The organism is Tenacibaculum todarodis, from assembly GCF_001889045.1.
Taxonomy (GTDB): domain Bacteria; phylum Bacteroidota; class Bacteroidia; order Flavobacteriales; family Flavobacteriaceae; genus Polaribacter; species Polaribacter todarodis.
Map to the genome: position 1 here is coordinate 2,215,172 of NZ_CP018155.1, position 25,500 is coordinate 2,240,671.

Annotated in this window: 31 protein-coding genes; 19 read left to right on the top strand and 12 right to left on the bottom strand. The window is 30.3% G+C overall.

From position 1 onward, the window contains the following. Window positions 1-110: 110 nt before the first annotated feature. From LPB136_RS10080 to LPB136_RS10100, 5 genes are all read right to left on the bottom strand, one after another. A complete protein-coding gene (locus LPB136_RS10080; RefSeq protein ID WP_072556202.1) occupies window positions 111-347 on the bottom strand; it encodes a NifU family protein in 237 nt (78 codons plus the stop codon). Between the two features lie 9 nt (window positions 348-356). Further along, window positions 357-1,490: an Mrp/NBP35 family ATP-binding protein gene (locus tag LPB136_RS10085; protein WP_072556203.1), complete on the bottom strand. Its 1,134-nt coding sequence runs from the start codon at window positions 1,488-1,490 to the stop codon at window positions 357-359. A gap of 100 nt (window positions 1,491-1,590) precedes the next feature. Next, complete coding sequence (locus LPB136_RS10090; protein WP_072556204.1) at window positions 1,591-1,920, bottom strand: MGMT family protein; 330 nt, start codon at window positions 1,918-1,920, stop codon at window positions 1,591-1,593. Window positions 1,921-1,976: 56 nt separating this feature from the next. Next, window positions 1,977-2,648 (bottom strand): tRNA (guanosine(46)-N7)-methyltransferase TrmB, encoded by a 672-nt coding sequence (gene trmB, locus LPB136_RS10095; RefSeq protein WP_072556205.1) that lies wholly within the window; start codon window positions 2,646-2,648, stop codon window positions 1,977-1,979. A gap of 12 nt (window positions 2,649-2,660) precedes the next feature. Next, window positions 2,661-2,882, bottom strand: a complete 222-nt coding sequence (locus LPB136_RS10100) for a DUF6341 family protein (protein ID WP_072556206.1) — start codon at window positions 2,880-2,882, stop codon at window positions 2,661-2,663. A gap of 41 nt (window positions 2,883-2,923) precedes the next feature. Between LPB136_RS10100 and LPB136_RS14140 the strand changes: the two genes are divergently transcribed. Further along, complete coding sequence (locus tag LPB136_RS14140; protein WP_072556207.1) at window positions 2,924-3,850, top strand: DUF6427 family protein; 927 nt, start codon at window positions 2,924-2,926, stop codon at window positions 3,848-3,850. On the opposite strand, the gene upp is transcribed toward LPB136_RS14140, so the two are convergent. Further along, a complete protein-coding gene (gene upp, locus LPB136_RS10110; protein ID WP_072556208.1) occupies window positions 3,845-4,498 on the bottom strand; it encodes a uracil phosphoribosyltransferase in 654 nt (217 codons plus the stop codon). The two genes, LPB136_RS14140 and upp, sit on opposite strands and share 6 nt — an antisense overlap. A 123-nt stretch (window positions 4,499-4,621) precedes the next feature. Between upp and lysM the strand changes: the two genes are divergently transcribed. The 8 genes from lysM (at window position 4,622) to LPB136_RS10150 (ending at window position 11,213) form a co-directional block, all read left to right on the top strand. Beyond that, window positions 4,622-5,092 carry a peptidoglycan-binding protein LysM gene (gene lysM, locus LPB136_RS10115; protein WP_072556209.1) on the top strand — a complete coding sequence of 157 codons (471 nt, stop codon included), beginning with the start codon at window positions 4,622-4,624 and terminating at the stop codon, window positions 5,090-5,092. A gap of 123 nt (window positions 5,093-5,215) precedes the next feature. After that, window positions 5,216-6,112: a DMT family transporter gene (locus tag LPB136_RS10120; RefSeq protein WP_072556210.1), complete on the top strand. Its 897-nt coding sequence runs from the start codon at window positions 5,216-5,218 to the stop codon at window positions 6,110-6,112. A gap of 31 nt (window positions 6,113-6,143) precedes the next feature. Further along, window positions 6,144-7,010: a YicC/YloC family endoribonuclease gene (locus LPB136_RS10125; protein WP_237267378.1), complete on the top strand. Its 867-nt coding sequence runs from the start codon at window positions 6,144-6,146 to the stop codon at window positions 7,008-7,010. A gap of 1 nt (window position 7,011) precedes the next feature. Further along, complete coding sequence (gmk, locus tag LPB136_RS10130; RefSeq protein ID WP_072556212.1) at window positions 7,012-7,614, top strand: guanylate kinase; 603 nt, start codon at window positions 7,012-7,014, stop codon at window positions 7,612-7,614. Further along, entirely contained in the window at window positions 7,615-8,199 is a 585-nt protein-coding gene (gene nadD, locus LPB136_RS10135) for a nicotinate (nicotinamide) nucleotide adenylyltransferase (protein ID WP_072556213.1), read from the top strand. A gap of 89 nt (window positions 8,200-8,288) precedes the next feature. Next, complete coding sequence (locus LPB136_RS10140) at window positions 8,289-9,155, top strand: M23 family metallopeptidase (RefSeq protein ID WP_072556214.1); 867 nt, start codon at window positions 8,289-8,291, stop codon at window positions 9,153-9,155. Beyond that, window positions 9,156-10,652 carry a GH3 auxin-responsive promoter family protein gene (locus tag LPB136_RS10145; protein ID WP_072556215.1) on the top strand — a complete coding sequence of 499 codons (1,497 nt, stop codon included), beginning with the start codon at window positions 9,156-9,158 and terminating at the stop codon, window positions 10,650-10,652. 3 nt (window positions 10,653-10,655) lie between these two features. Then, entirely contained in the window at window positions 10,656-11,213 is a 558-nt protein-coding gene (locus tag LPB136_RS10150) for an MOSC domain-containing protein (protein ID WP_072556216.1), read from the top strand. Between the two features lie 213 nt (window positions 11,214-11,426). Here the strand turns inward: LPB136_RS10150 and mscL are convergent, their stop codons facing one another. From mscL to LPB136_RS10165, 3 genes are read right to left on the bottom strand one after another with little or no spacing between them, the layout of a single operon-like run. Further along, on the bottom strand, window positions 11,427-11,837 hold the full coding sequence (gene mscL / locus LPB136_RS10155; protein ID WP_072556217.1) for a large conductance mechanosensitive channel protein MscL: 411 nt from the start codon (window positions 11,835-11,837) through the stop codon (window positions 11,427-11,429). A gap of 56 nt (window positions 11,838-11,893) precedes the next feature. Next, a complete protein-coding gene (gene alr, locus LPB136_RS10160) occupies window positions 11,894-12,994 on the bottom strand; it encodes an alanine racemase (protein ID WP_072556218.1) in 1,101 nt (366 codons plus the stop codon). Then, entirely contained in the window at window positions 12,987-13,598 is a 612-nt protein-coding gene (locus LPB136_RS10165) for a thymidine kinase (RefSeq protein ID WP_072556219.1), read from the bottom strand. The genes alr and LPB136_RS10165 overlap by 8 nt, the downstream gene beginning before the upstream one ends. A 99-nt stretch (window positions 13,599-13,697) precedes the next feature. Here LPB136_RS10165 and LPB136_RS10170 point away from each other — a divergent pair, with 99 nt between their 5' ends. From LPB136_RS10170 to LPB136_RS10185, 4 genes are read left to right on the top strand one after another with little or no spacing between them, the layout of a single operon-like run. Then, window positions 13,698-14,495 carry a hypothetical protein gene (locus tag LPB136_RS10170; protein ID WP_072556220.1) on the top strand — a complete coding sequence of 266 codons (798 nt, stop codon included), beginning with the start codon at window positions 13,698-13,700 and terminating at the stop codon, window positions 14,493-14,495. A gap of 4 nt (window positions 14,496-14,499) precedes the next feature. After that, window positions 14,500-15,486, top strand: a complete 987-nt coding sequence (locus tag LPB136_RS10175; RefSeq protein WP_072556221.1) for a glycosyltransferase family 4 protein — start codon at window positions 14,500-14,502, stop codon at window positions 15,484-15,486. 4 nt (window positions 15,487-15,490) lie between these two features. Further along, complete coding sequence (locus LPB136_RS10180; protein ID WP_072556222.1) at window positions 15,491-16,495, top strand: DUF3089 domain-containing protein; 1,005 nt, start codon at window positions 15,491-15,493, stop codon at window positions 16,493-16,495. A 51-nt stretch (window positions 16,496-16,546) separates the two neighbouring features. Continuing rightward, entirely contained in the window at window positions 16,547-17,023 is a 477-nt protein-coding gene (locus LPB136_RS10185; RefSeq protein WP_072556223.1) for a DUF4252 domain-containing protein, read from the top strand. A 32-nt stretch (window positions 17,024-17,055) separates the two neighbouring features. On the opposite strand, the gene LPB136_RS10190 is transcribed toward LPB136_RS10185, so the two are convergent. Next, the gene (locus LPB136_RS10190; RefSeq protein ID WP_072556224.1) at window positions 17,056-17,403 is read right to left on the bottom strand and encodes an arsenate reductase family protein; all 348 of its coding nucleotides are present in this window, start codon (window positions 17,401-17,403) and stop codon (window positions 17,056-17,058) included. Window positions 17,404-17,442: 39 nt separating this feature from the next. Here LPB136_RS10190 and LPB136_RS10195 point away from each other — a divergent pair, with 39 nt between their 5' ends. The 3 genes from LPB136_RS10195 (at window position 17,443) to LPB136_RS10205 (ending at window position 19,878) form a co-directional block, all read left to right on the top strand. Beyond that, the gene (locus LPB136_RS10195) at window positions 17,443-17,898 is read left to right on the top strand and encodes a DinB family protein (protein ID WP_072556225.1); all 456 of its coding nucleotides are present in this window, start codon (window positions 17,443-17,445) and stop codon (window positions 17,896-17,898) included. Window positions 17,899-18,088: 190 nt separating this feature from the next. After that, entirely contained in the window at window positions 18,089-19,237 is a 1,149-nt protein-coding gene (locus tag LPB136_RS10200) for a cystathionine gamma-synthase (RefSeq protein WP_072556226.1), read from the top strand. Between the two features lie 101 nt (window positions 19,238-19,338). After that, a complete protein-coding gene (locus tag LPB136_RS10205) occupies window positions 19,339-19,878 on the top strand; it encodes a hypothetical protein (protein ID WP_072556227.1) in 540 nt (179 codons plus the stop codon). Window positions 19,879-19,937: 59 nt separating this feature from the next. On the opposite strand, the gene LPB136_RS10210 is transcribed toward LPB136_RS10205, so the two are convergent. Continuing rightward, the gene (locus LPB136_RS10210; protein ID WP_072556228.1) at window positions 19,938-20,546 is read right to left on the bottom strand and encodes a superoxide dismutase; all 609 of its coding nucleotides are present in this window, start codon (window positions 20,544-20,546) and stop codon (window positions 19,938-19,940) included. A 121-nt stretch (window positions 20,547-20,667) separates the two neighbouring features. Further along, window positions 20,668-21,702, bottom strand: a complete 1,035-nt coding sequence (gene fbp / locus LPB136_RS10215; protein ID WP_072556229.1) for a class 1 fructose-bisphosphatase — start codon at window positions 21,700-21,702, stop codon at window positions 20,668-20,670. A 171-nt stretch (window positions 21,703-21,873) separates the two neighbouring features. Between fbp and LPB136_RS10220 the strand changes: the two genes are divergently transcribed. From LPB136_RS10220 to LPB136_RS10230, 3 genes are read left to right on the top strand one after another with little or no spacing between them, the layout of a single operon-like run. Next, a complete protein-coding gene (locus tag LPB136_RS10220; protein WP_072556230.1) occupies window positions 21,874-22,356 on the top strand; it encodes a GNAT family N-acetyltransferase in 483 nt (160 codons plus the stop codon). Then, the gene (locus tag LPB136_RS10225; protein WP_072556231.1) at window positions 22,343-23,587 is read left to right on the top strand and encodes an aspartate kinase; all 1,245 of its coding nucleotides are present in this window, start codon (window positions 22,343-22,345) and stop codon (window positions 23,585-23,587) included. Before LPB136_RS10220 ends, LPB136_RS10225 begins: the two co-directional genes overlap by 14 nt. Before the next feature lie 51 nt (window positions 23,588-23,638). Continuing rightward, complete coding sequence (locus LPB136_RS10230; RefSeq protein WP_072556232.1) at window positions 23,639-25,447, top strand: GNAT family N-acyltransferase; 1,809 nt, start codon at window positions 23,639-23,641, stop codon at window positions 25,445-25,447. Window positions 25,448-25,500: the final 53 nt, after the last annotated feature.

The following is a 25,500-nucleotide window of genomic DNA, read 5'->3' on the forward strand; positions in this document are numbered from 1 at the left end:
TTCCTGCCTACGCAGGAATGACAAGAAAAAAGATATAGCGAAAAGCCCGACCTTTAGGTAACGCCCAAAATTATATTTTTTTGAATGTTTAAAAACTGATTTTTGTCAGCTTATTCTACATTTATAACTTCTTCAATTTGTGGTGCGTACTTTTTAATAGTGGCTTCTACACCATTTTTTAAGGTCATTTGGTTTACCGAACAACCAATACACGCGCCTTCTAATTGCACTTTTACAGTGTTATTTTCTATAGATAAAAGCTTGATGTTTCCGCCATCGCTTACTAAAAACGGACGAATTTCTTCTAAGGCTTTTTCTACGTTATTTTGTGTTTCTGTTGCTGTCATAATCTGAGATTATTTTGTGCTACAACCACTCATTGTTGTAATTCTTACAACTTCGGTTGGTGGTAAATTTGCATTTCTTTTTAATAATTGAGAAACCATTTCTTTAGTAATATCGGCAAAAGCTTTTTCTAACTTTGTTCCGTTTTGTAATGCTACTGGATGACCAACATCACCTGCTTCTCTTACGCTTTGCACTAAAGGAATTTCTCCTAAAAATTGTGTTTTTATGTCTTCTGCAAGATTTTTTGCTCCATCTTTTCCGAAGATATAATATTTATTTTCTGGCAATTCTTCTGGTGTAAAATATGCCATATTTTCTATAATCCCTAAAACTGGAACGTTTATGCTGTCTTGCTGAAACATTGCAACTCCTTTTTTAGCATCTGCCAAGGCAATGTTTTGAGGTGTACTTACAACAACCGCACCGTTTATTGGTAAGGCTTGTACTATTGATAAATGTACGTCTCCTGTTCCTGGTGGTAAATCGATTAAAAGGAAATCTAACTCGCCCCAATCTGCATCAAAAATTAATTGATTTAATGCTTTACTTGCCATTGGTCCACGCCAAATTACTGCTTGATCTGGATTTGTAAAAAAGCCTAAAGACAATAATTTTACGCCGTAATTTTCTACCGGTCTCATTTTAGAACGACCTTCTACTTTTACAGAAAGTGGTCTTTCTTTTTCTACATCAAACATTATATGTTGTGATGGACCGTAAACATCGGCATCTAAAACACCTACTTTAAAGCCCATTTTTGCTAAAGAAATAGCAGTATTTGCTGTTATTGTTGATTTACCAACACCTCCTTTACCAGATGCAATGGCAATAATATTCTGAATATTTGGAATTTCTTTTCCGCGAATTTGATTCGGATTTTCCTTTGGTGCAGCTGCAACAACTTTTACAGTTACTTTTACATCAATTTCTTCGCCGAAAGCAGTTTTTAAAGCTTTTGTAATTTCTGTATCAACTTTCTTTTTTGCTTGTAATGTTGGATTGCTAATTGTTACATCTATTAAAACCTCGTTACCGAAAGTTACTACGTTTGTAACATTATTATTTTCTATTAAACTTTTACCTTCTCCTGGTGCAGTAATAGTTTCTAATACCTTGTATATATCTTGTTTCTTAAAACTCACGTCTTATCTTTATTTAATCTTGATTGCAAAGATACGTCTTAGTAGGCAGAAAATAAAGCAAGTAGATTGTGATTATTTATAGATTGATAAGTAGTGCTTATTATAATTCTTCCGAAGGGTTCCAAAAGACTTTTTCTAAATCTTGAATTTGATTTTCAATAACAACAATTCCTTCGTTTTCCAGCAATTGTTGCATTAAATTGGTTCCATCAAAATGATGCTTTCCGGTAAGTAAACCTTTTCTATTTACAACTCTGTGTGCAGGAATGTCTTCTAAATTATGTGCTTTGTTCATTGCCCAACCAACCATTCTTGCAGATCGTGCAGCTCCTAAATAAGTTGCAATTGCACCGTAACTTGTTACTTTTCCTAACGGAATTAAACGTGCTACTTTGTAAACTCTTTCAAAAAAATTATCGGATTCTTTCACGAAGGGAAGATACAACGTTTAATGAGATTCTGAAATAGGTTCAGAATAACAAAAAACTAATAGTTCAGCTTAAAACGAATATAAGTAATTGCTTTATCAGTTTCTAAATACTGCTTTTCGTAGAAAGTTTGTGTAGATAAAACATCTTCTGGAGCGCCTTCATTTTTATAAACCGTATGGTTTGCATATAAAACTTCATGACCTTCTCCATGCAATAATCCTAAAGTATAACCGTGCATGAATTCAGAATCTGTTTTAAGATTCATAATTCCGTCTTCCTTTAAAATATGATGGTATTTCTTTAAAAATGACGTATTTGTCATTCTATGTTTTGTTCTTTGGTATTTTATTTGCGGATCTGGAAAAGTAATCCAGATTTCATCAACTTCATTTTCTGCAAAAATAAAATCGACTAACTCAATTTGAGTTCTAATAAAAGCCGCATTTTCTAAATTTTCTTCAGTAGCAGTTTTAGCACCTCGCCAAAAACGAGCGCCTTTAATATCGATACCAATAAAATTTTTTTCAGGATATTTTTGAGCTAAAGCAACTGTATATTCACCTTTACCACAACCTAATTCTAACACAATTGGATTATCGTTCTTAAAAAAAGTGTTCCATTTTCCTTTTAAAGAAAAACCGGTAACAACCTCTTCTCTAGTTGGCTGAATTACATTTTTAAACGTTTTATTTTCTTCAAAACGCTTTTGTTTGTTTTTGCTTCCCAAAATATGTAGAAATTAAGCTCTGTCTTCAGTTCCTTCGTTTGCAAACTTCTTAGATTCTCCCATCCAATAAGCAAAAAGAACAATAAGCACAAGTAAGAAAAGCCAGTTAACTCCATTTGAGAGCCACCAACCATATTCTTGGTTTGCAAGATCTAAACGTAACCAATTAAAAGGTAGAAATAATAAATCAGTGAATAAACTACCAATCCATTTAAAAATATTGAATGCTAACATAACTTGAGTATCTTTACACTGCAAAAATATAAAAAGAAACGATGTTAGCCAATTTTTTCGCAAAATCTAAGCCTATAACTTTTGTTGTTCTAGGATTATTGTTTGTAGTGTACTTGTTTTTGGCGCTTTTTACTGGGTTTGACATCAGTTTTTATTTCAAAAATTCTATTTTTTCTTACTTTACCTTTGCTGTTTTACTGCTATTAACCTTCTTTTTTCAGAATTTTATAGTTGTAAAAAACAATTTAACGTTTGGTAACAGTTATGCTTTTTTGTTTTTTATTCTTTGTTTAGGGTTATTTCCAAGTTCCTTTTTAGATGAAAAAACACTGATTGTAAATTTACTATTACTCTTGTTTTTAAGAAAAGTGTATAGTTTACAGTCAAGTAAAAATATTTTTAAAAAACTTTTTGATGGTGGTTTATGGTTGGGTATTTCATTCTTAATAGAACCTTTTACTTTAATTTTTACACTACTTTTATATGGCGCAATTTTTATACATAAAAAAACTTCTTTACAGACGTTACTAATACCTGTAGTTGGTTTTTTAACTCCGTTATTTTTATACTTTACTTATTGTTTTTGGAATGATTCTACCGAGGCCTTTTGCAACCTTTTTAACTGGTTTACTTCTTATGATTTTGAAAATTACAGGGCTTTAATCTATATTTTTCCACTTTGTGTAATTTGCGTTTTAAGTTTAATTTCGGTTTTTATGAAAACACCAAAAATACTATCAGTAAAAAATACTTTTAGAAAAAGTTGGTTACTAATGATTCTGAATCTATTTATAACAATCTTATTTATACTTATCTTAAAAGAACATAACGGAAGTGAGTTTCTATATCTGTTATTTCCTATTGCTATAATTTTAGCTAATGGATTAGAATTAGTCGAAAAAACATTAATAAAAGAAGTACTAATTACGTTATTTTTTCTGTGTTCTTTAGTAGTTTATTTCTTATAATTTAACTCCGTAAGCCAAATCTCCAGCATCACCAAGACCTGGAACAATATATCCTTTATCATTTAAAGTATCATCTATATCCGCAATCCATAAATGTGTGTTTTCTGGAAAGTGTTTTTTGATAAAATCTACTCCTTCCGAAGAACCAATAACAGAAACTAAGTGAATTTCTTTTGGCATTCCATGTTTTTTAATGGCTTCATAAACGGCAACTAAAGATTGTCCTGTTGCTAACATTGGATCGGCTAATAATAAGATTTTGTTTTCTATTGAAGGAGATGCAAAATACTCTACCACAATTTCGAATTCTTTATCGTTATTTGGATGATGACGATACGCAGAAATAAATGCATTTTCAATTCCGTCAAAATAATTTAACAACCCTTGATGCAAAGTTAAACCAGCTCTTAAAACTGATGCTAATACAAGGTTTTTGTTTGGCACATTAATAGTTTTTGTTCCTAAAGGAGTAGTTATATCCGTAGAATAATAAGATAAACTTTTACTTAATTCATATCCTAAAATCTCTCCTATTCGTTCAATATTTCTGCGAAAACGCATAGAATCTTGTTGAATTTCAGTAGAACGGATTTCTGCTAAAAAAGTATTTAAAACTGAGTTATCTTTCGCTAGATGATGTACTTGCATAAACTTAAGGTATTACCACCCAAAAGTAGGTTAAAAACTAATAGTATAAAATAATTATTGGCATAAAAGTTGTATATTGGTCATTGAAATTATTTATTAATCTAAAAACAAAAATCAAAAAGAATGGGACTTTTTTCATTTATTAAAAACGCTGGTGCAAAAGTATTTGGTATCGGTAAAACAACTGAAGAGGAAGCTGCTGAAAAAGCTAACAAATTAGTAGAAGCTGTAAGAGCTTTAGAATTAGGAGTAGAAAACTTATCTGTATCTATAGAAGATGATAAAGCTTCTGTTTCTGGTGAAGCAGCAGATTTAGCAACTAAAGAAAAAGTAGTTTTAGTAGTAGGAAATACTGACGGAATTGCATCTGTAGAAGATAACATGACTGTTGCAGAAGTAGAAGAAATTGATGAAGCTTTAATGGCTCAATTTCACACAGTTGCAAGTGGAGATACTTTAGGTAAAATTGCAAAAGAATATTATGGAAATGCTATGAAGTATCCTGTAATTTTTGAAGCAAACAAACCAATGCTTTCTCATCCTGATAAAATTTATCCAGGACAAGTATTAAGAATACCACCTTTAGTTGACTAATTAAAATTCAACAAAAGGAGAAAAGCGCTACATATTTGTAGCGCTTTTTTTGTTTTAATTTTCAAATGAAATCAATTAAAAACAGATTTTTTATCGGATTTTTGTAACCAAATTTCAAGTAAAATGAACACTAGAACAATTGCTTTAATTGCAGTTTTTATTACATCTTTAATTTATGGTGTAACATTTACCATTGCTAAAGAAGTAATGCCCTTATACATAAAACCTTACGGATTTATATTATTGCGAGTTGGTGGAGCAACAATTGTTTTTTGGCTAGTTGGCTTGTTGATAAAAGCAAAATCAATTGAAAAACAAGATTACAAACACATATTACTTGCATCATTTTTTGGCGTTGGTATAAACATGCTTACCTTTTTTAAAGGTTTAAGTTTAACTACTCCAATTAGTGCTGCTGCAATTATGGTTATGTCTCCAATAATGGTATTACTTTTTGCTAGTCTTTTACTGAAAGAAAAAATAATTCCAAGAAAAATTTTAGGTGTTATAATTGGTTTCATAGGTGCTTTGTTATTAATTATCTACGGAAACTCTTCCGAAGTAAACGGAGAAAACATAATTCTTGGTAACTTTTTAGTGTTTGTAAATGCAGCTTCTTATGGTTTTTATTTAGTACTTGCTAAAAAACTAATTGAAAAATATAACCCAGTTGTATTTGTAAAATGGCTCTATTTATTCGGGTTAATTTGGGTACTTCCTTTTGGTTTAAATGAATTAACCGAAGTACAATGGAATATAATGCCAACTTCAATTTACTTAAAAGCTGGCTTTGTTGTCTTGTTTACAACTTGTGTAACCTACTTATTTAATTTGTATGGTTTATCTAAATTAAAACCAACAACGGTAAGTGTTTTTATTTATTTACAACCTGTTATTGCATCAATTTATGCGCTTTCTGTTGGTAGCGACACTTTAAATACAGTAAAAATAGCTGCAACCTTGCTAATATTCTTAGGTGTTTATTTGGTTACAAAACAAGTGCAGAATTCCGCTAAATAAATTTATCTTTGCGTTTCATTCTCAAGAAATTATGATACAATCTATGACAGGATACGGGAAAGCCGTATTACAACTGCCAACAAAAAAAGTAACCATTGAAATTAAGTCTTTAAATAGTAAAAATTTAGATTTAAATGTTCGTATTCCTTCTTACTATAAAGAAAAAGAATTATCGGTTCGTAAAAAATTAGCAAGTAGTTTAGTTCGTGGAAAAGTAGATTTTTCTATTTGGGTAGAAATGACAGCTGATGAAACCTCTACAACTGTAAATAAAAATGTAGTTTTAGAATATGTTCAACAATTAAGAAATACCCTTTTTATTGGTTCTGATAATGATGTAGAATTATTAAAAATGGCCATAAAAATGCCAGATGCTCTTAAGGTTGAACGTGCTGAATTAGATGAAAATGAATGGGCAAAGATTGATGAATCTATTGATGTAGCTATTACAGAAATTATTCAATATAGAACTGACGAAGCTGCTTCTTTAGAAGTAGATTTTAACGAAAGAATTGCAAATATTAAAGAAGCTTTAGCGGCAATAAAAGTTTTAGATACTGAAAGAATAGATCATGTAAAAGCTCGTTTACAAAAAGCTTTAGATGATTTAAAAGTTGAAATTGACGAAAATAGATTTGAGCAAGAGTTAATTTATTATCTAGAAAAATTAGATATAAATGAAGAGAAAGTTCGTTTAGCAAATCATTTAGATTACTTCTTAGAAACGCTGGCTACACCAGATTCTAACGGAAAAAAACTTGGATTTGTAATTCAAGAAATTGGTAGAGAAATAAACACAACAGGTTCTAAAGCTAATTATGCACCAATGCAAAAATTAGTAATTAGAATGAAAGATGAATTGGAGAAAATTAAAGAACAAATTTTAAACGTTTTATAAAATGAGTACTAATTTCAAAGGTAAATTATTTGTGTTTTCTGCTCCATCTGGTAGCGGAAAAACAACAATTGTTCGTCATCTATTAAAACAAGAAAGACTTGGTTTAGAGTTTTCAATTTCTGCAACTTCAAGAGAAGCAAGAGGCGAAGAAAAAAATGGAGAAGATTATTACTTTATTTCAACCAAAGAATTTAAACAACACATAAAAAATGAAGATTTTTTAGAGTGGGAAGAAGTGTATAGAGATAATTTTTACGGAACTTTAAAAACAGAAGTTGAACGAATTTGGGCACAAGGAAAGCACGTTATTTTTGATATTGATGTTGCTGGTGGACTTCGTATTAAAAAGAAATTTCCAGAACAAACATTAGCTGTTTTTGTTAAACCACCAAGTATAGATGAGTTAAAAATAAGACTAAAAAAACGTTCTACTGAAAGTGAAGACAAGATAAATATGCGAATTGCAAAAGCATCTGTAGAATTGGCAACTGCACCACAATTTGATGAAATTATAAAAAATTACGATTTAAATATTGCATTAAAAGATGCTGAAAATTTAGTAGATAATTTCTTAGGATTAAAAAATAATCAAGAAGAGGAATAAATGAAAAATATTGGTCTTTATTTTGGAACTTTTAACCCAATACATGTTGGACATTTAATTATTGCCAATCATATGGTAGAAAATTCTAATTTAGATGAAATTTGGATGGTTGTAACACCACACAATCCATTTAAAAAGAAAAGTTCTTTATTAGACAATCACCATCGATTAGAAATGGTTTTTAAAGCTACAGAAAGGTTTGATAAAATAAAACCAACCGATATAGAGTTTAAATTACCACAACCAAATTACACAGTTCATACATTAGCGCATATTTCAGAAAAGTATCCAAAATATAAATTCAACTTAATTATGGGCGAAGACAATTTAAAAAGTTTTCATAAATGGAAAAATTATGAAACCATTTTAGAAAACCATAATGTATATGTGTATCCAAGAATTTCTGAAGGTAAAATTGAAACTCAATTCGATAATCACCCAAAAATTCACCCTGTAAAAGCGCCAATTGTAGAAATTTCTTCAACAATGATTCGTAACGGAATTAAAGATAAAAAGAACATTCAGCCATTACTTTCAGATGCCGTTTGGAATTATATTGACGAAATGAACTTCTATAAGAAGTAAGAAAAGTCATAATCTTTCGTTATAATTTAAACAGAAAAACAATTTTAAAACTGTAATTAGTATTTTTACAAAAAGATTAAAAAACTACAGTGTCTAAACAACAAAAAAAGAAAGGTAAATTAAAACAAAAACTAACCGATAAATATAGGTTGGTAGTTTTAAACGAAGATACATTTGAAGAACGTTTTTCTTTAAAACTATCTCGCTTAAATGTCTTTGTTTTAGGCGGATTTTTCTCAATATTCCTTATTGCTTTAACAATTTTATTAATTGCATTTACGCCATTAAGAGAATATATTCCTGGTTATTCTTCAACAGCATTAAAAAAGAAAGCAACCCAACTTACATTTGAAGCAGACTCTTTAAAAATGAAATTAGCTGTTTTAGAAAACTTCACTAATTCTATAAAACCGGTTTTAACTGGAGAAATTGAACCTGAAAGTATTGATTCTTTAAGAGCAGAAGCTGAGAGTATTGTTATAAATGAAGAAATGCTTAATGCCACTAAAGAAGACTCTTTATTTAGAGAAAAGGTTGAAAGTAAAGACCGTTTTCCATTATCTAACAGCACAAACAATAAAACTAAAATTGTTTTTTTCGCACCTGTTTCTGGTACTATTTCTCAAGATTTTAACGCAACAGAAAAACACTTTGCAATAGATGTTGTAGCTAAAACAGGAACACCAGTAAAAGCTATAGCAGATGGAACCGTTATTTTCTCTGAATGGACAACAGAAACCGGTTATGTTTTAACCATACAACACACAAATAATTTTATTTCAGTATACAAACACAACGGTAACCTATTAAAACAACAAGGAGATTTTGTAAAATCTGGAGAAGTAATTTCTACTGTTGGTTCTACAGGAGAATTAACAACAGGTCCGCATTTACATTTTGAACTTTGGAACAATGGTTATTCTGTAAATCCTAAAAATTATATCGATTTTCAATAAATGAGCTTAAAATCATTCTTCGCTATACCTTTTGCCAAACTAGCTACAAAGCAGGTTAAAAAATGGGCAAAAAAACCACACGAAACTCAAGAAAAAGTATTTCAATATTTAATTTCTGAAGGATGTAAAACTGCCTTTGGAAAAGATCATGATTTTGTTTCTATAAATACCTACGAAGACTTTAAAAAGCGCGTGAAGGTTAATGATTACGAAGGTTTAAGACCTTATGTTGATAGAATAGTTGCGGGTGAAGAAAATGTTTTATGGAAAGGAAAACCTATCTATTTTGCTAAAACATCAGGAACAACTTCTGGCGCAAAATACATTCCTATTACAAAAGAATCGATGCCAACGCATATTAAAGCTGCACGTAATGCTTTGTTATTTTACATTGCTGAAAAAAAGGATGCAAGTTTTGTAAACGGGAAAATGATTTTTTTACAAGGAAGTCCGGTTTTGGAGAACAAAAACGGCATCAATTTAGGTCGTTTAAGCGGAATTGTAGCGCACTACGTTCCTAGTTATTTACTAAAAAACAGATTGCCAAGTTGGGAAACCAACTGTATTGAAGATTGGGATACAAAAGTTGATAAAATTGTAGAAGAAACGTTACCAGAAGACATGTCTGTTATTAGCGGAATTCCATCTTGGGTACAAATGTATTTTGAAAAACTAATAGAAAAAACGGGGAAACCAATTTCAGAAATTTTTCCGAATTTCAACTTCTTTATTTACGGTGGCGTTAATTTTGAACCTTATAAAAATAAGTTCGAATCGCTTATTGGTAAAAAGGTAGATTATATAGAATTGTATCCAGCTTCCGAAGGTTTTATAGCCTATCAAGACACACAGACCGAAAAAGGAATGTTATTACAACTTGATTCTGGTATTTTCTATGAGTTTATTCCTGCTTCAGAATTTTTTGATGAAAATCCGACTAGGATTTCTTTAAAAGATGTTCAGTTAGGTGTAAATTATGTTATTATTTTAAACACAACTGCCGGTTTATGGGGTTACAATATTGGTGATACAGTAGAATTTACTTCATTAAAACCCTATAGAATAAAAGTTTCTGGGCGTATAAAGCATTTTATTTCCGCCTTTGGCGAACATGTTATTGGTAAAGAAGTAGAGAAGGCTTTGAATGATGCTATTATTGGAACTTCAACAACTATAAGTGAATTTACAGTTGCACCTCAAGTAAATCCAGATAGTGGATTACCTTATCACGAATGGTTTATAGAGTTTGAAAACGAACCTGAAGATTTAGAAAAATTAGCTTCAAAAATTGATGCTTCTATGCAAGCTCAAAACATTTATTATCTAGATTTAATTGATGGTAAAATATTGCGTCAATTAGTTATTAGAAAAGTAAAAAGAGGTGGTTTTCATGAATATATGAAATCGATTGGCAAATTTGGTGGACAAAACAAGATTCCACAGTTGTCTGATAATCGTAAAATTGCTGATGTATTACAAAACTTTCTAAAAGAATAAATCATGAAAATAGTAGCAACTTGTTTAGGTGATAAAAAAGAAATTGAATGGAAAGGAGAAACTGTAACAACTGGAATTTTTAAATATGCAGTTGACAAACCTGTTTTTTTAGATCTTGAAGATGTAAAAGGAGATACTATTTGTAACAGAGAAAACCATGGTGGAATATTACAAGCTATTTATGGTTATTCTTTAAAGCATTACGCCTATTTTAAAGAGTTTCACCCAAATTTAGATTTTGAAATGGGAATTTTCGGTGAAAACTTAACTACTGATGATTTAGATGAAACTAAAATTCATCAAGGTGATACTTTTAAAGTTGGAGATGCTATTTTAGAAGTAACTCTTCCAAGAAACCCATGTTATAAATTAGGAATTCGTTTTAACGACATGAAAATTGTTAAGCAATTTTGGAATACTACTTTTTGTGGTGTTTATTTTAAAGTTTTACAAACGGGTTTTGTAAAAACTGGAGACGTATTTCAACAAATAAAAAGTTGTCCAAAAAACCCAACAATTGCAGATTTGTATATTGCAGAACATACTAAAAAGGGTCTGTAAAATTATTGGTAAAAGCTCTTTCTTTTCAGAAAGAGCCTAATTCACCAAGAAAAAGACCCCTACTTCTTTTTCTATAGCATAACAAATTTATAAAAATTTCTTCAACTAAATTTGTAAAAAATCGAAATTGAATGATTTCTAAATATTTAATAAACGTAAAAATCCCGAACAAATTGCTCGGGATTTTTTTTATTTCAGTAAATTAAAAAAAAATTATTTCTTTGATAATAAATCTCTAATTTCAGTTAATAAGTCTTCTTGACTTGGTCCTGCTGGAGCTTCCTCTGCAGCTTCTTCTTTCTTCTTCATATTATTATAACCTTTAATCATCATAAACATAACTAAACCTACAATAATTAAGTTGATAATTGAGTCAATCCAAGCACCATACATAATTGCATTTTCTGGAGTTGTAACTTTTCCTGCTGCATCTGCAACAGCTTCAGATAAAACATACTTTTTGTCTGCAAAACTTACTCCTCCTGTAAACATACCAACTACCGGCATTACAATATTACTTACAAAACCTTTTACAACGGTACCAATTGCACCAGCCATAATTACAGCAACGGCAAATTCAATAACATTACCGCCTGTAATAAACTCTTTAAATTCTTTTAACATGATTCTTTGTTTTTAATTTGTTAATCGGCTCGAAATTAAGAAAATTTTAACAAAAATTAATGTTTTACAATTCTTTTTACTCTTTGAGAGATACCAGTAAGTACTTCATAAGGTATTGTTTCTGCTTTATAAGCCATATATTCAACTATTTGTTGATGGTTAAAAACAATAACCTCATCTCCTTCTTTACATTCAATATTAGTAACATCAACCATAATCATGTCCATACAAACATTACCAATTATCATTGCTTTTTGATTGTTAATAACAACAAAACCTACTTCATTTCCTAATTTACGAGATATTCCATCTGCATGACCAATTGGTAAAGTTGCTGTTTTTGTAGGTCTTTTTGCCACAAAAGCACGGTTGTAACCCACAGTTTCACCTTGTTCAATTAAATGTAATTGAGATATAATTGTTTTTAAAGTATGTGTGTTTTTTAGTTGTGCTGTAACTTCTGGATTATTTCCAAAACCATATAATCCAATACCAACTCGCACCATATCAAATTGCGCTTGGGCATAATTAACAACGCCAGACGTGTTTAAGATATGTATCATAGGTTCGTAACCTAGATGTTTATACATTTCTTTTACAATAAATGCAAAGTTGTTAATTTGATTGATAGTGAAATCTTGTTCTTCTGCAACGTTACTTGCTGCTAAATGAGAAAATATAGATTGAACCTTAACATTATTCGATTTTTTTAAATCTACTAAAATATTACCAATATCATTATGCCAAAAGCCTAACCTGTTAAGACCTGTGTTAAATTTTATATGAATTGGATAATTCATTAACGGAGCTTCATCTGCATATTTTAAAAAAGCAGAAAGTATTTTAAAATTGTATAAATTAGGTTCTAATCTATGTTTTACAATACTATCAATATTTGCAATTTGCGGGTGTAAAACTAAAATTGGTGTTTCAATACCAGCTTCACGAAGCGCAATTCCTTCAGCTGCATACGCAACTGCAAAATAAGCAACATCATCTTTTATAATTTTTGCAACTTCTATACTATCACTTCCGTAGCCAAAAGCTTTTACAACAGCCATCATTTTGGTTGTTGGTTGTAGTTGTTTTTTAAAAAACGCTAAATTATGTTTGATTGCTTTCGCATCAATTTCTAATACAGTTACGTGATTATTCATCATCTTTTATTGCTGTTTTTTCTTGTTGCTCTCTTAATGCTTTATAATACGCAGCTCTACTTAACGGCTCATATTCTTGTGTTTCTCCAAGTAAAACCAAATCTTCACTTTGCGCTTTTCTAAAACTATAATGTGCTAAATTTCCTGTTCTTGTACATACAGCATGCACTTTGGTTACGTATTCTGCAGTTGCCATTAGTGCTGGCATTGGCCCAAAAGGTTTTCCTTTAAAATCCATATCTAAACCAGCAACAATTACTCTAATTCCTCTATTTGCTAATTCGTTACAAACGTTTACAATTTCATCATCGAAAAACTGAGCTTCATCTACGCCAACTACATCAACATTATTAGCTAATAATAATATATTAGACGATGCAGGAACTGGTGTGGAACGAATTCTACTATCGTTATGAGAAACAACTTCTTCTTCATCATAACGCGTATCTACGGCAGGTTTAAAAATCTCAATACGTTGTTTTGCAAACTGTGCTCGTTTAAGTCTTCTTATCAACTCTTCTGTTTTACCAGAAAACATTGAGCCACAAATTACTTCAATCCAACCAAATTGTTCTGTATGATTTACTGTATTTTCAAGAAACATTTTGTAATTTTAAGGCTTAAAAGTTATTTTTAACTTACTTTGTAAAAGTAACAAATTTATTAAAAATTCAGCCCAAAACTCAAATAACACTTACAACTTATGCACAAAAAATTAGCAGCAGATTTAACTAGTTTAGCACATAGCATTTTACAACTAAAAAATAAAGAAGATGTACTTGTTCTTAAAGAGAAAGCTCATGAAATTTATGAAAAATTAGCTGTATTAGCTTATGTAGAAGAATATATTAACACAACACCAAACGCTACAGCTACTAAAGAAGAGTTAATTAATAAAATTGAAAAAGCTTCTACCATAATAAACGAGCCTCTAATAGAAGTTGAAGTACCTAAAGTTGTTCATGCTTTAGAAGAAGAAATTATTGGTGAAGTTGAAGAAGAAGAATCACAAATGACAGATGCCGCAGATGATTTTGCTGATGCTGTTATTGGTGATATTGAAAAAGACAAAGAAGAAACTTATATAGAACAGCCTTTTGAAGAATTAGAACAGTTATTTAATACAAACAATAGTTTTAAAGATGATGCAAAAGATGTTGGAGGAATTTCAAAAATGCCAACGTTAGAAGAAGAACTGCAAGACACAGTTTCTGTAGATGATGTTGTTAATTTATTTGAAAAAGCAGAACAAAAGACTTTAAATGATCAACTTTTTGGTGATATACAAATTGGTTTGAATGATAGAATTGCCTTTGTAAAACATCTTTTTGATAACAATCAAGGAGATTTTAATCGTGTAGTTTCTCAATTAAACACTCTTAAAACTGAAAAAGAAGCCAAAAAATTTATCAATAAAATGGTAAAACCAGATTATAATTGGACTGGTAAAGAAGAGTATGAAACTCGTTTAATAGAAATAATTGAACGTAGATTTGCTTAAAGAAATGAATTCTGAACTAATTTTAATTCAAACTCATTTTCATAAAAGAAGAACTGGCGTTACACGTAGTATTGAAAATGTGTTACCATTTCTAGAAGCTAAAACAGCAACTTACGTTTATGGTTACGGAATTGAAGGAAACAAAATTTCTCGAAAAAAATTAAAATCGATTTTATTTTCTGATAAAAAAGTAGTGGTGCATTGCCATAGAAATAATGAGGTTTTACGCATGCTTTATTTTCGTTTTATAGGCGCTAAATTTACGCTTGTTTCTACGCGTCATGCTGAAACAAATCCTTCTGGTCTCACAAAACATTTACTTAAAAAGTCTGACAAAGTTATTACACTTATTAAAAGCATGAGTGATAATTTGGGCATTAAAAACACCGTTGTTGGTCATGGAGTAAATATAAATAATTTTGCCCCAAACTCAAATTCAACCTTAAAAAACATACCACAAGAAAATATTATTTTATGTGCGGGTAGAGTTAGAAAAGCAAAAGGTCAAATTGTGTTGTTAGAAGCTTCAAAAGTTTTAAAAACTCATAAAAACTGGGCGTTAGTTATTGTTGGAAAAGTAGATAAACCTGCTTTTTTAGAAGAATTAAAAGCAATTGCTAAAAAGCATCAAATAGAAAATCAGGTTTATTTTATAGATGAAACATCAGCTATTATATCTTATTATCAAGCAGCAAAAATAGCTGTTGTTCCTAGTTATTCAGAAGGATTTTCTTTAGTTACAGCAGAAGCAATGTCTTGCGAATGTAATGTTATAGCAACAAAAAATGTTGGTGTACATTCTAGTTTAATTTCAAATCAGAAAAACGGATATTTGTTTGAAGCAGGCAATGTTAATGAACTAGAAAACCTTTTATCAAAAGCGATAAAAAATGAGATTCCACATTTAGGAAAACAAGCGCGAGAAGAAATAATAGCAAATTGGAGTGCCAAAAAAGAAGCCGATAACTTAATGGCTGTATATAATTCTTAAGATTATGAAAAACTTGTATTTAGTAGTATTTGTTATGCTTTTTTTAAGTTGTAAATCAACTTACCAAACACAGACTTTTCAATCCAAAAACACACCATCTATTCCTGATTATAATCAAGAAATTAATTGGGCTGTTTTACCAACAACCTACAACGAAGAATTACAAAAATTTGCACCAAATCAAACGGAAGTTAACAACTTAAAAGCAGATGTTTTTTACATTTATCCAACCTTAAATACTGATAAAAAAGACATTCGTTGGAATGTACCAATTAATGACAAAGAACAACAAGATAAAGTTTTAAATTCGGCAGTAAAATACCAGGCTTCACCTTTTGCAACTTCTGGTAAAATCTATGTTCCATATTACAGACAAGCGCATGTACGTTCTTATACTTTATATAATGAAGGTGGAAAAGAAGCACTTGAAATTGCCTATTCAGACGTTAAAAATGCATTTAAAACCTATTTAGAAAAATACAATAACGGAAGGCCAATAATTATTGCAAGTCATAGTCAAGGAACAACACATTCACGTAGATTGTTAAAAGAATTTTTTGATGAGAAACCACTAAAAAAACAATTAATAGCAGCTTATTTAGTTGGAATGGGCCTAAAACCAAATGAATTCAAGTCAATAAAACCAATGTTTGAACCAACTGAAACCGGTGGATTTATTTCTTGGAACACTTTCAAAAAAGGAAAATTTCCTGAAAATAAAGATTGGTATAAAGGCAGCGTAACTACAAATCCAATTACGTGGAATAACGCAAAAACTACCACTTTAGAACAGCATAAAGGTTTTTTATATACAAATGATAAATTATATAAAAAAGCGCTAACTATAGAAATTACTGACGGATTAGTTTGGAGCACAAACCCTAAATTCCCGATGCGCTTTTTTATGTCTTTTATGAAAAATTACCATACAGGCGATATTAATTTATTTTGGGAAGATGTAAAACAGAACGTAGAATTGAGAACTAAAACTTGGCTAAGCAAAAATTAACGATTGTAACAAAACATTTGGTTTATCGTCTCTAAATTAAAACCAAGTATTATGAAACAATTTTTAACTACCGTATTTTGCTTATTCATTTTAAGCATTTCAGCACAAGAAAAAAACTTTAAAGAATTTTACAAAGCACATAAAAAAGAAGCAGATGTTTCTTTAAATGTTCCTGGATTTATAGCAAGTTTTTTTATTGACGACCAAGATGACGAAGCATTAGATGCTTTATTAGACAAAGCAAACAATTACAAGGTATTAGTTTTTGACAATAATTCAACAAGTGTACAAAACGATTTTAAAAAATTTGTAAAAAGAAACAAATTAAAAACCATTGTACGTATAAAAGATAAAGGAGATAGAATTAGCATTCACTTTAGAGAAGAAAAAAACCGAATTAAAGAAATTATAGTAAATGTCTTTAGTAAAAATAAAGACGCAGTTATGGTTGGTTTAAAAACAAACCTAACAAAAGAAGAATTAAATACAATTATTAGTAAAACCGATATTAAATTAGCTTCAAAATAAAACTAAAAAGCCTCACAATTTGTGAGGCTTTTTTATCCAATTCTTTCTTTCAACGCTTCAACAACCTTCTTACTATTTCCAATAAAAATTTCATTTTCATCAATAAAAACAGGGCGTTTTAAAAAAGTATATTCATCTAAAATAAACTGTCTATAATCTTTTTCCAGCAACGTTTGGTTTTTCAAATCCATTGCTTTATACATTTTTGCACGCTTGTTAAACAAACTCTCATAACTATCCGTAAGTTTTCGCATTTCTTCTAATTGCTCTACATTAACAGGATTAGCTTTAATTTCTTGCTTCTCAAAACCTTCAATATTTACTTCTTTTAAAATACGTCTGCACGTATCGCAAGTTTGTAAAAAATAGACTTTCTTCATAATTTAAGATTATATTTACACTTCAAAATTACAATAAAAATGACGACTCAATTTAATATTCTTGAAAAATCTAGAGCATTAACGCTAAAAGCAATAGACGGTTTAACATTAGAGCAATTACATAAAATTCCAGACGGATTTAAAAATAACATTGCTTGGAACATTGCCCATTTAGTGGTTACACAACAGTTATTACAGTATAAATTATCGGGTTTAAATTGTTTGTGTCCAGAAGAATTAATAGAAACTTATAGAAAAGGAACTGTACCAACAACAACATTTACACAAGAAGAATTTGACGAAGTTTTAGAACTTTTCTCTGGCTTACCAGAAACTTTACAAGAAGATTATGAAGCTGGTATTTTCGAGAATTATAATGAATATCCGACAAGCACTGGTTATGTTATAAAGTCTATAGAAAACGCAATTTCATTTAATAACTATCACGAAGGTATCCATTTAGGTATTATCATGTCGCTTAAAAAATTCGTTTAAAATTATAAGAAGCTATTTCCCGCTTGGAGTTTATCTTGAGCGTAGTCGAAAGGCACTCGCTTTTTCTTCGTGCTGATAAAAATCAGCATCTCAAAAAAGAGCTCAAACAAATGCTACAATCGGGGCTAAGCATATTTATAAGGTAAGTGCAAATTTTGTGTTCTATTCAATTTAAAGCAACCTAATCAGTATGAAATTCAATACAAAAGCAATTCACGGAGGTCAAAAACCAGAAAAATCAACTGGTGCAATTGTTCCACCAATATTTCAAACATCCACTTACGCACAAGCAAGTTTTGGAGCAAGTCAAGAATACAATTACTCAAGAGGTTCCAACCCAACAAGAACAGCATTAGAAGATAGTTTAGCTACCTTAGAAAACGGAACACATGGTTTTGCTTTTTCTTCCGGTTTAGCAGCAATAGACTGTGTTTTAAGAACATTAAAGCCTGGAGATCAAATAGTTGCAGGAAACGATTTGTACGGCGGAACTTACAGAATGTTTACCAAATTATTTAAAAAATACGGATTAGAATTTAACTATGTAGATACATATTCTGCTAAAAACGTATCAGAAGCAATTACAGAAAAAACAACATTAGTTTGGTTAGAAACACCAACTAATCCGTTAATGAAAATTGCAGATATTCAAGCAATTTCATCTGAAGTAAAAAAAGTTAATCCATCTATATTAATAGCTGTAGACAATACTTTTGCAACACCTTATTTACAACAACCTTTAAATTTAGGAGCAGATATTGTAATGCATTCAGTAACAAAATATTTAGGAGGACATTCCGATGTTTTAATGGGAGCTTTAATTGTAAAAGACGCAAAATTAGCCGAAGAATTACATTTTATTCAATTTGCAGCAGGTGCAATTGCAGGTCCAATGGATTCTTTTTTAGCTTTACGCGGCATAAAAACATTACATATTAGAATGCAACGGCATTCCGAAAATGCTAAAGCAGTGGCTAATTTATTGAAAAACCATCCAAAAGCTGGAGCAGTTTATTATCCTGGTTTGGACGATCATCCAAATTACGAAGTCGCTAAAAAACAAATGAAGGATTTTGGTGGCGTGGTTTCTTTCAGCTTAAAAGACGAAAGTAAAGAAGCTACTTTTAAATTTTTAGAAAACCTTAATTTTTTTACCATCGCAGAATCTTTAGGTGGCGTAGAAAGTATGGTAAATCATGCTGCAACCATGTCTCACGCATCAATGCCAAAAGAAGCACGGTTAAAAGCAGGAATTACAGACTCATTAATTCGCTTAAGTGTAGGTATAGAAGATATTGAAGACTTATTAGGTGATTTAGAAAAGGTACTTTCTAAATAACTGAATTTCAGACCTTAATTATTAGAATACGGCAAATGCCGTATTTTTTTTACAATCATTTAAAACTAGTTTTGGAGTATTAATTCTAAACTAATTTTATTATGAAAACAAAAATTATACTTACCTTATTATTAATACCTTTTATTGCATTTGCACAAATTAAGGGTAAAAAATCGAAAAGTCCTTACAAAACATCTAAAGGAACTGAGTTTAAAGTTGGCGACATTATTCAACTTAAAAAAGCAAGTAATAACAATAAGTTTGCGTATGCTTATGTAAAAAAATCCGGTTTATCTTTAGGTAATATTACCAAAGCGGTAAAATCCGTGAAGGATGTAAAAAACATGAATGTTAATAGTGTTGAAAACATTTCTAACACATTAGACAATGTAAATAATTTAGCAAATAGCGAATTGGTAAATTCTGCAATGAACCAATTAATGGGGCAAGCTGTTAGTGCTAGTTATGTAGAAGAAAATGCATTGCCAGCTGCTATGGAAGGTTCTAAGTTTAAAATAAAGCAATTTAAAGTGTATACAGATAAAGATACTGGCGATCAAATTGTACACGCAATAGCAAAAGGAGGCGGTAAAAATGTAGCTATTCTTTTAGATTTTGCTCAAAAAATGGGAGAACTATAAATAAATTCAACAAATAAAAAAACCCGCAAAATCGCGGATTTTTTTATATTTTTTTAAAACTATTTAGCTTCTGCGTATCTTCTTTCCACTTCGTTCCAGTTAATAACGTTAAAAAACGCATTAATATAATCTGGTCTTCTGTTTTGGTAGTTTAAGTAATAAGCGTGTTCCCAAACATCTAATCCTAAAATTGGCGTTCCACCACAAGTTACTCCTGGCATTAATGGATTATCTTGATTTGGAGTAGAACAAACTTCTACTTTTCCTCCAGGAAGTACACATAACCAAGCCCATCCAGAACCAAATTGTGTAGCTGCAGCTTTAGAAAAAGCATCTTTAAAAGCATCTACATCACCAAAAGCAGCTTCAATAGCATCTTTTAATTCTCCAGATAAACGTCCTTTTCCTTCAGGATTCATTACTGACCAAAATAAAGAGTGATTGTAAAAACCACCTCCGTTATTTCTTACTCCACCATTACTCATATCTAAATTAGCAAGAATATCTTCAATAGATTTTCCTTCTAAATCTGTACCTTCAATAGCAGCATTTAATTTTGTTGTATATCCGTTGTGATGTTTTGTATGGTGAATTTCCATAGTTCTTGCATCTATATTTGGTTCTAACGCATCATAAGCGTAACCTAATTCTGGTAATTTAAAAGCCATAATTATTTGATTTTTATGTGATTAATTTTCTTTTTTTTCTGATTGTAAATTTAAGGCAAAAAAATAAGGCAAACAACCGTTTGCCCTATTCTAAATTTATTTTGGTATAAATATTTCTTATTTAATACTTTGGCTTTACTTCTGGAGAAAATTTTGTCATAAATTCTTCCGCTTTTAAAACCATATTTTTACTTCCGCAGTAAAAAGGAACTCTTTGGTGTAATTCAGTTGGATTAATATCCATAATTCTTGTAAAACCGTCTGAAGCTTTTCCGCCAGCTTGTTCGCAAATAAACGCCATTGGGTTACATTCATACAACAAACGTAACTTTCCTTTTGGATCAATTGCTGTTGCTGGGTAAATATAAATTCCACCTTTTATCATATTTCTATGAAAATCTGACACCAAAGAACCAATATAACGTGCTGTATAAGGTCTTTTTTCAGCTACGTTTAACTCTTTACAGTGAATTAAGAAACGCTTCATCCCTTCTTGAAAATGTGTAAAATATCCTTCACTTACAGAGTAAATTCTTCCATCTTCAGCATATTTCATATTTGGGTGCGATAGGTAAAATGTACCAATTGCTGGGTTTAATGTAAAACCGTTTACACCATTTCCAGAAGTAAAAACTAACATTGTAGAAGTACCATAAGCCACATAACCTGCGGCAACTTGCTCACTTCCTTTTTGTAAGAAATCTTCTTGTGTAACTGGAGTTCCTTCAGGGGAAACTCTTCTGTAAATAGAAAATATTGTTCCTACAGAAACATTTACATCAATATTAGAAGAACCATCTAAAGGATCCATTAATAAGACATATTTGTTGTCATTTGCTTTATTTTTTCCTTCAACAACTACAAAATCGTCTTCTTCTTCACTGGCAATCCCACAAACAATTTCTCTATTAATTAGAGTTTGTTTAAACAAGTCGTTTGCTAAAACATCTAATTTTTGTTGTGTTTCTCCTTGTACGTTTATATCTCCAGAAGCTCCTGTAATATCTACCAAACCAGCTTTTCTAATTTCGTGATTAACCACTTTTGCAGCCAAACGAATAGAATTTATAAGGCGAGAAAGTTCTCCAGAAGAATATTTAAAGTGATTTTGATTGTCGATGATAAACTCACCAAGTGTCATATGTTTATTATTCATAACTTGTAATTGTGTTGTGCTACAAAGATGCCAACTTTTTTACGCAACTACAATGTTTTGAGAATAAAATCTGAAATTAAAATTCTAAACAATTTTCTTAAAACAGTTATAATTTAACATCTATTTTAAGATGAAACCAAATAAACTATCTTTGAATAAAATTTTCATAAAATGAGTTTTATAATAAGAAAAGGAGAGCAAAAAGACATGCAATCTGTTTTAGATTTAATAACAGAATTAGCTGTATTTGAAAAGGAACCAAATGCGGTTGAAGTTACTGTAGATGATTTACTTCGTGATGGTTTTTCTGAAAACCCTAAATTTAAAACTTTTGTTGCAGAAGAAAATAATGTAATTATTGGAATGGCGCTTTTTTACGAACGTTATTCGACTTGGAAAGGTGTTTCTATTCATTTAGAAGACCTTATGGTTACACAAAGTAAAAGAGGTATTGGAGCTGGTAAAGCTTTATACACCGCAGTTTTAAATTACGCACATAAAAACAAATGCAAAAGAGTTGCTTGGGAAGTTTTAGATTGGAATACAAATGCAATTAAATTTTACGAAAACTCTGGAGCAAATATTTTAAAAGGTTGGTCTGTTGTTCATATGACAGAAAGAAATTTAGATACATATATAAATGAGAATATTTAAGTTTGGTGGAGCATCTGTAAAAGATGCCGATAGTGTAAAAAACGTTGCTCATGTTTTACAACAAGAAGGCACAAAAAACACATTAGTTGTTATTTCTGCTATGGGAAAAATGACAAATGCTTTTGAAAACGTAGCGAACTCTTTTTACAATAAAGAAATTGTTTTAAAAGAAAATCTTGATTTTGTAATCAAGTTTCATAAAGCTATTATTGATGATTTATTTGAAGAAAAACATCAAATAAACAATGAAGTAGAAATGCTTTTTGGTGAATTAAGTGGTTTTATGGCTACAAACAACAACTCCAATTATAATTTTGTTTACGATCAAATTGTAAGTTTTGGTGAGCTACTTTCAACTAAAATTGTAAGTGCTTATTTAACTGAAATCAATTTATTAAATAATTGGATTGATGTAAGAGATTTAATTAAAACTGATGCTACTTATAGAGATGCAAAAGTAAATTGGGAACTTACAGAAGAAAATATTCAACATAAAATAAAAGCAAACACCCTGTATATTACTCAAGGTTTTTTAGGCGGAAATAGTAATAATACAACCACACTTGGTAGAGAAGGTTCTGATTATACGGCAGGTATTTTTGCCTATTGTTTAAACGCAGAAAGTGTAACTATTTGGAAAGATGTTGATGGGGTTTTAAATGCAGATCCACGTGTTTTTAAAGAAACACAATTGTTAAACCAAATTTCTTATACAGAAGCTATTGAAATGGCATTTTATGGAGCTTCTGTAATTCATCCTAAAACATTACAACCTTTAGAAAAAAAGGAAATCCCGCTATATGTTCGTTCGTTTATCAATTTAAAAAACAGCGGAACAAAGGTTAGTAAAGGTGTTAATTTAATGCCACTTACTCCTTGTTTCGTGGTTAAAAAAGAACAAATATTAGTTTCTATCTCAGCAAATGATTTCTCGTTTATGGTAGAAAATAATATTAGTTATATCTTTAAAAAACTACATGAACATAGATTAAAAGTTAATTTAATTCAAAACTCGGCTATTAGTTTTTCCGTTTGTATTGAAGACAAATTTTCTAATTTCGATGCTTTCTATAATGAATTAAAAAACGCATTTAAAATTACATTTCATTCAGAAGTTACCTTATATACCATTCGTCATTTTGATAAAGAAGCGGTAAAAAACATTGAAAAAAATGGTAAAGTTCTACTAAAGCAAATAAATAAAGAAACCACCCAAGTAGTAATAAAATAAGTAGTGTAATCTAATTTTTCATATATTTGCGATTACGCCAAATTTATATTAATGGGATTAGTTACATCAAAGGAGATTGCACAAGTTATAGGACTAGAAAAATGGGGTTTTCTTGGTACTTTTGTTGGTTGGATTTTAATGAAAGTTACTCGTATTTCTGCTGTTAACAGGCTATATGACAACAATAAAGACAAATCTGACTTAGATTTTTTAAATGGTATCTTAAATGATGCTCAAATAGAATTTGAAATTCCAGAAGACGATTTAAAAAGAATACCCAAAGATGGACCATTTATTACAATTTCTAATCATCCTTTGGGAGGAATTGATGGTGTTTTATTATTAAAATTATTGGTTGAAAAAAGAGCTGATTATAAAATAATTGCAAATTTTTTACTACACAGAGCAGAGCCTTTAAAACCTTATATAATGCCTGTAAATCCTTTTGAAAACAGAAAGGATGCAAAATCTAGTATTGCTGGAATTAAAAACTCACTATTACATTTACGTGAAGGAAAACCTTTAGGTATTTTTCCAGCTGGTGAGGTTTCAACCTATAAAGATGGCGAATTAAAGGTTGATAAACCTTGGGAAGAAGGAGCTGTAAAATTAATTAAGAAAGCAAAAGTTCCTGTAATTCCTATTTACTTTCATGCTAAAAACAGTAAACTTTTTTATATCCTTTCAAGTATTAGTGATACGTTAAGGTCTGCTAAATTACCTTCTGAAGTAATGACACAAAAAAGACGTGTTGTTAAAGTAAGAATAGGTAAACCTATTTCTGTAAAAGATCAAGATGCGTATCCAGACATTCCTTCTTTTTATGAATTTATAAGGAAGAAAACCTATATGTTGGCAAATCCTTTTCAGAAAACGCCAGTTAAAATTTTATCTTCTCAGAATTTAAAAATTCCTAAGAAAGCTAAGAAAATTACAGCACAAAGAAGTCCAGAGTTATTTAAAAAAGAAATTGACCAACTTAGAGATGATGGAAATCGTTTATTAGCAAGTAAAAACTACGAAGTGTTTTTTGCCAATGCAAAAGAAATACCAAACTTACTACATGAAATAGGTAGAACAAGAGAAATTACCTTTAGAGATGTTGGTGAAGGAACTAATAAGCCGTTAGATTTAGATAAATATGATAAGTATTATTATCACTTAATTTTATGGGATAGTAATAAAAACACATTAGTTGGTGCTTATAGAATGGGTCTTGGTAAGGATATTTTTAAAAAGCATGGAATAAACGGTTTTTACGTGCATTCTTTATTTAGAATTGAACCTGAACTATATTCAATGATGGAAAACACTATTGAACTAGGTAGAGCATATATCGTAAAGGAATATCAGCAAAAACCAATGCCACTATTTTTATTATGGAAAGGAATTGTACATGTTACGCTTCGTTATCCTAAGTACAAATATTTAATGGGTGGAGTTAGTATTAGTAATCAGTTTTCTGAATTTTCTAAATCTTTAATGATTGAGTTTATGAAATCTCATTATTACGATCCGTATGTTGCACAATATATTCATCCTAAGAAAGAGTTTAAGGTTCAACTAAAAGATGGTGATAAAGATTTTGTCTTCGATGCTACAAAAGCGGATATGCAAAAATTTGATAAGATTATTGATGAGATTGAACCAGGAGCATTGCGTATACCTGTTTTAATAAAGAAGTATGTGAAACAGAACGCTCGTTTGGTAGCTTTTAACGTAGATCCAAAATTTAATAATGCAATTGATGGTTTAATGTATATTAAGGTGGCAGATATACCCGAAAGCACTGTTAAACCAGTTATGGAAGAGTTTCAAGCTGAATTAGAACGCAAAGCACAAGAAGAACTAAATAAATAAATATTGTTTATATAAAACAAAAAAGCCAAACTTTAAAAGTTTGGCTTTTTTTA

Bases quoted from the DNA above. Each gene is read 5' to 3' on its own strand.
- LPB136_RS10080 (WP_072556202.1), bottom strand. From the start codon at position 347: ATGACAGCAACAGAAACACAAAATAACGTAGAAAAAGCCTTAGAAGAA.
- LPB136_RS10100 (WP_072556206.1), bottom strand. From the start codon at position 2,882: ATGTTAGCATTCAATATTTTTAAATGGATTGGTAGTTTATTCACTGAT.
- LPB136_RS14140 (WP_072556207.1), top strand. From the start codon at position 2,924: ATGTTAGCCAATTTTTTCGCAAAATCTAAGCCTATAACTTTTGTTGTT.
- upp (WP_072556208.1), bottom strand. From the start codon at position 4,498: ATGCAAGTACATCATCTAGCGAAAGATAACTCAGTTTTAAATACTTTT.
- lysM (WP_072556209.1), top strand. From the start codon at position 4,622: ATGGGACTTTTTTCATTTATTAAAAACGCTGGTGCAAAAGTATTTGGT.
- LPB136_RS10120 (WP_072556210.1), top strand. From the start codon at position 5,216: ATGAACACTAGAACAATTGCTTTAATTGCAGTTTTTATTACATCTTTA.
- LPB136_RS10125 (WP_237267378.1), top strand. From the start codon at position 6,144: ATGATACAATCTATGACAGGATACGGGAAAGCCGTATTACAACTGCCA.
- gmk (WP_072556212.1), top strand. From the start codon at position 7,012: ATGAGTACTAATTTCAAAGGTAAATTATTTGTGTTTTCTGCTCCATCT.
- nadD (WP_072556213.1), top strand. From the start codon at position 7,615: ATGAAAAATATTGGTCTTTATTTTGGAACTTTTAACCCAATACATGTT.
- LPB136_RS10145 (WP_072556215.1), top strand. From the start codon at position 9,156: ATGAGCTTAAAATCATTCTTCGCTATACCTTTTGCCAAACTAGCTACA.
- LPB136_RS10150 (WP_072556216.1), top strand. From the start codon at position 10,656: ATGAAAATAGTAGCAACTTGTTTAGGTGATAAAAAAGAAATTGAATGG.
- mscL (WP_072556217.1), bottom strand. From the start codon at position 11,837: ATGTTAAAAGAATTTAAAGAGTTTATTACAGGCGGTAATGTTATTGAA.
- alr (WP_072556218.1), bottom strand. From the start codon at position 12,994: ATGAATAATCACGTAACTGTATTAGAAATTGATGCGAAAGCAATCAAA.
- LPB136_RS10165 (WP_072556219.1), bottom strand. From the start codon at position 13,598: ATGTTTCTTGAAAATACAGTAAATCATACAGAACAATTTGGTTGGATT.
- LPB136_RS10170 (WP_072556220.1), top strand. From the start codon at position 13,698: ATGCACAAAAAATTAGCAGCAGATTTAACTAGTTTAGCACATAGCATT.
- LPB136_RS10175 (WP_072556221.1), top strand. From the start codon at position 14,500: ATGAATTCTGAACTAATTTTAATTCAAACTCATTTTCATAAAAGAAGA.
- LPB136_RS10180 (WP_072556222.1), top strand. From the start codon at position 15,491: ATGAAAAACTTGTATTTAGTAGTATTTGTTATGCTTTTTTTAAGTTGT.
- LPB136_RS10185 (WP_072556223.1), top strand. From the start codon at position 16,547: ATGAAACAATTTTTAACTACCGTATTTTGCTTATTCATTTTAAGCATT.
- LPB136_RS10190 (WP_072556224.1), bottom strand. From the start codon at position 17,403: ATGAAGAAAGTCTATTTTTTACAAACTTGCGATACGTGCAGACGTATT.
- LPB136_RS10195 (WP_072556225.1), top strand. From the start codon at position 17,443: ATGACGACTCAATTTAATATTCTTGAAAAATCTAGAGCATTAACGCTA.
- LPB136_RS10200 (WP_072556226.1), top strand. From the start codon at position 18,089: ATGAAATTCAATACAAAAGCAATTCACGGAGGTCAAAAACCAGAAAAA.
- LPB136_RS10205 (WP_072556227.1), top strand. From the start codon at position 19,339: ATGAAAACAAAAATTATACTTACCTTATTATTAATACCTTTTATTGCA.
- LPB136_RS10210 (WP_072556228.1), bottom strand. From the start codon at position 20,546: ATGGCTTTTAAATTACCAGAATTAGGTTACGCTTATGATGCGTTAGAA.
- fbp (WP_072556229.1), bottom strand. From the start codon at position 21,702: ATGAATAATAAACATATGACACTTGGTGAGTTTATCATCGACAATCAA.
- LPB136_RS10220 (WP_072556230.1), top strand. From the start codon at position 21,874: ATGAGTTTTATAATAAGAAAAGGAGAGCAAAAAGACATGCAATCTGTT.
- LPB136_RS10225 (WP_072556231.1), top strand. From the start codon at position 22,343: ATGAGAATATTTAAGTTTGGTGGAGCATCTGTAAAAGATGCCGATAGT.
- LPB136_RS10230 (WP_072556232.1), top strand. From the start codon at position 23,639: ATGGGATTAGTTACATCAAAGGAGATTGCACAAGTTATAGGACTAGAA.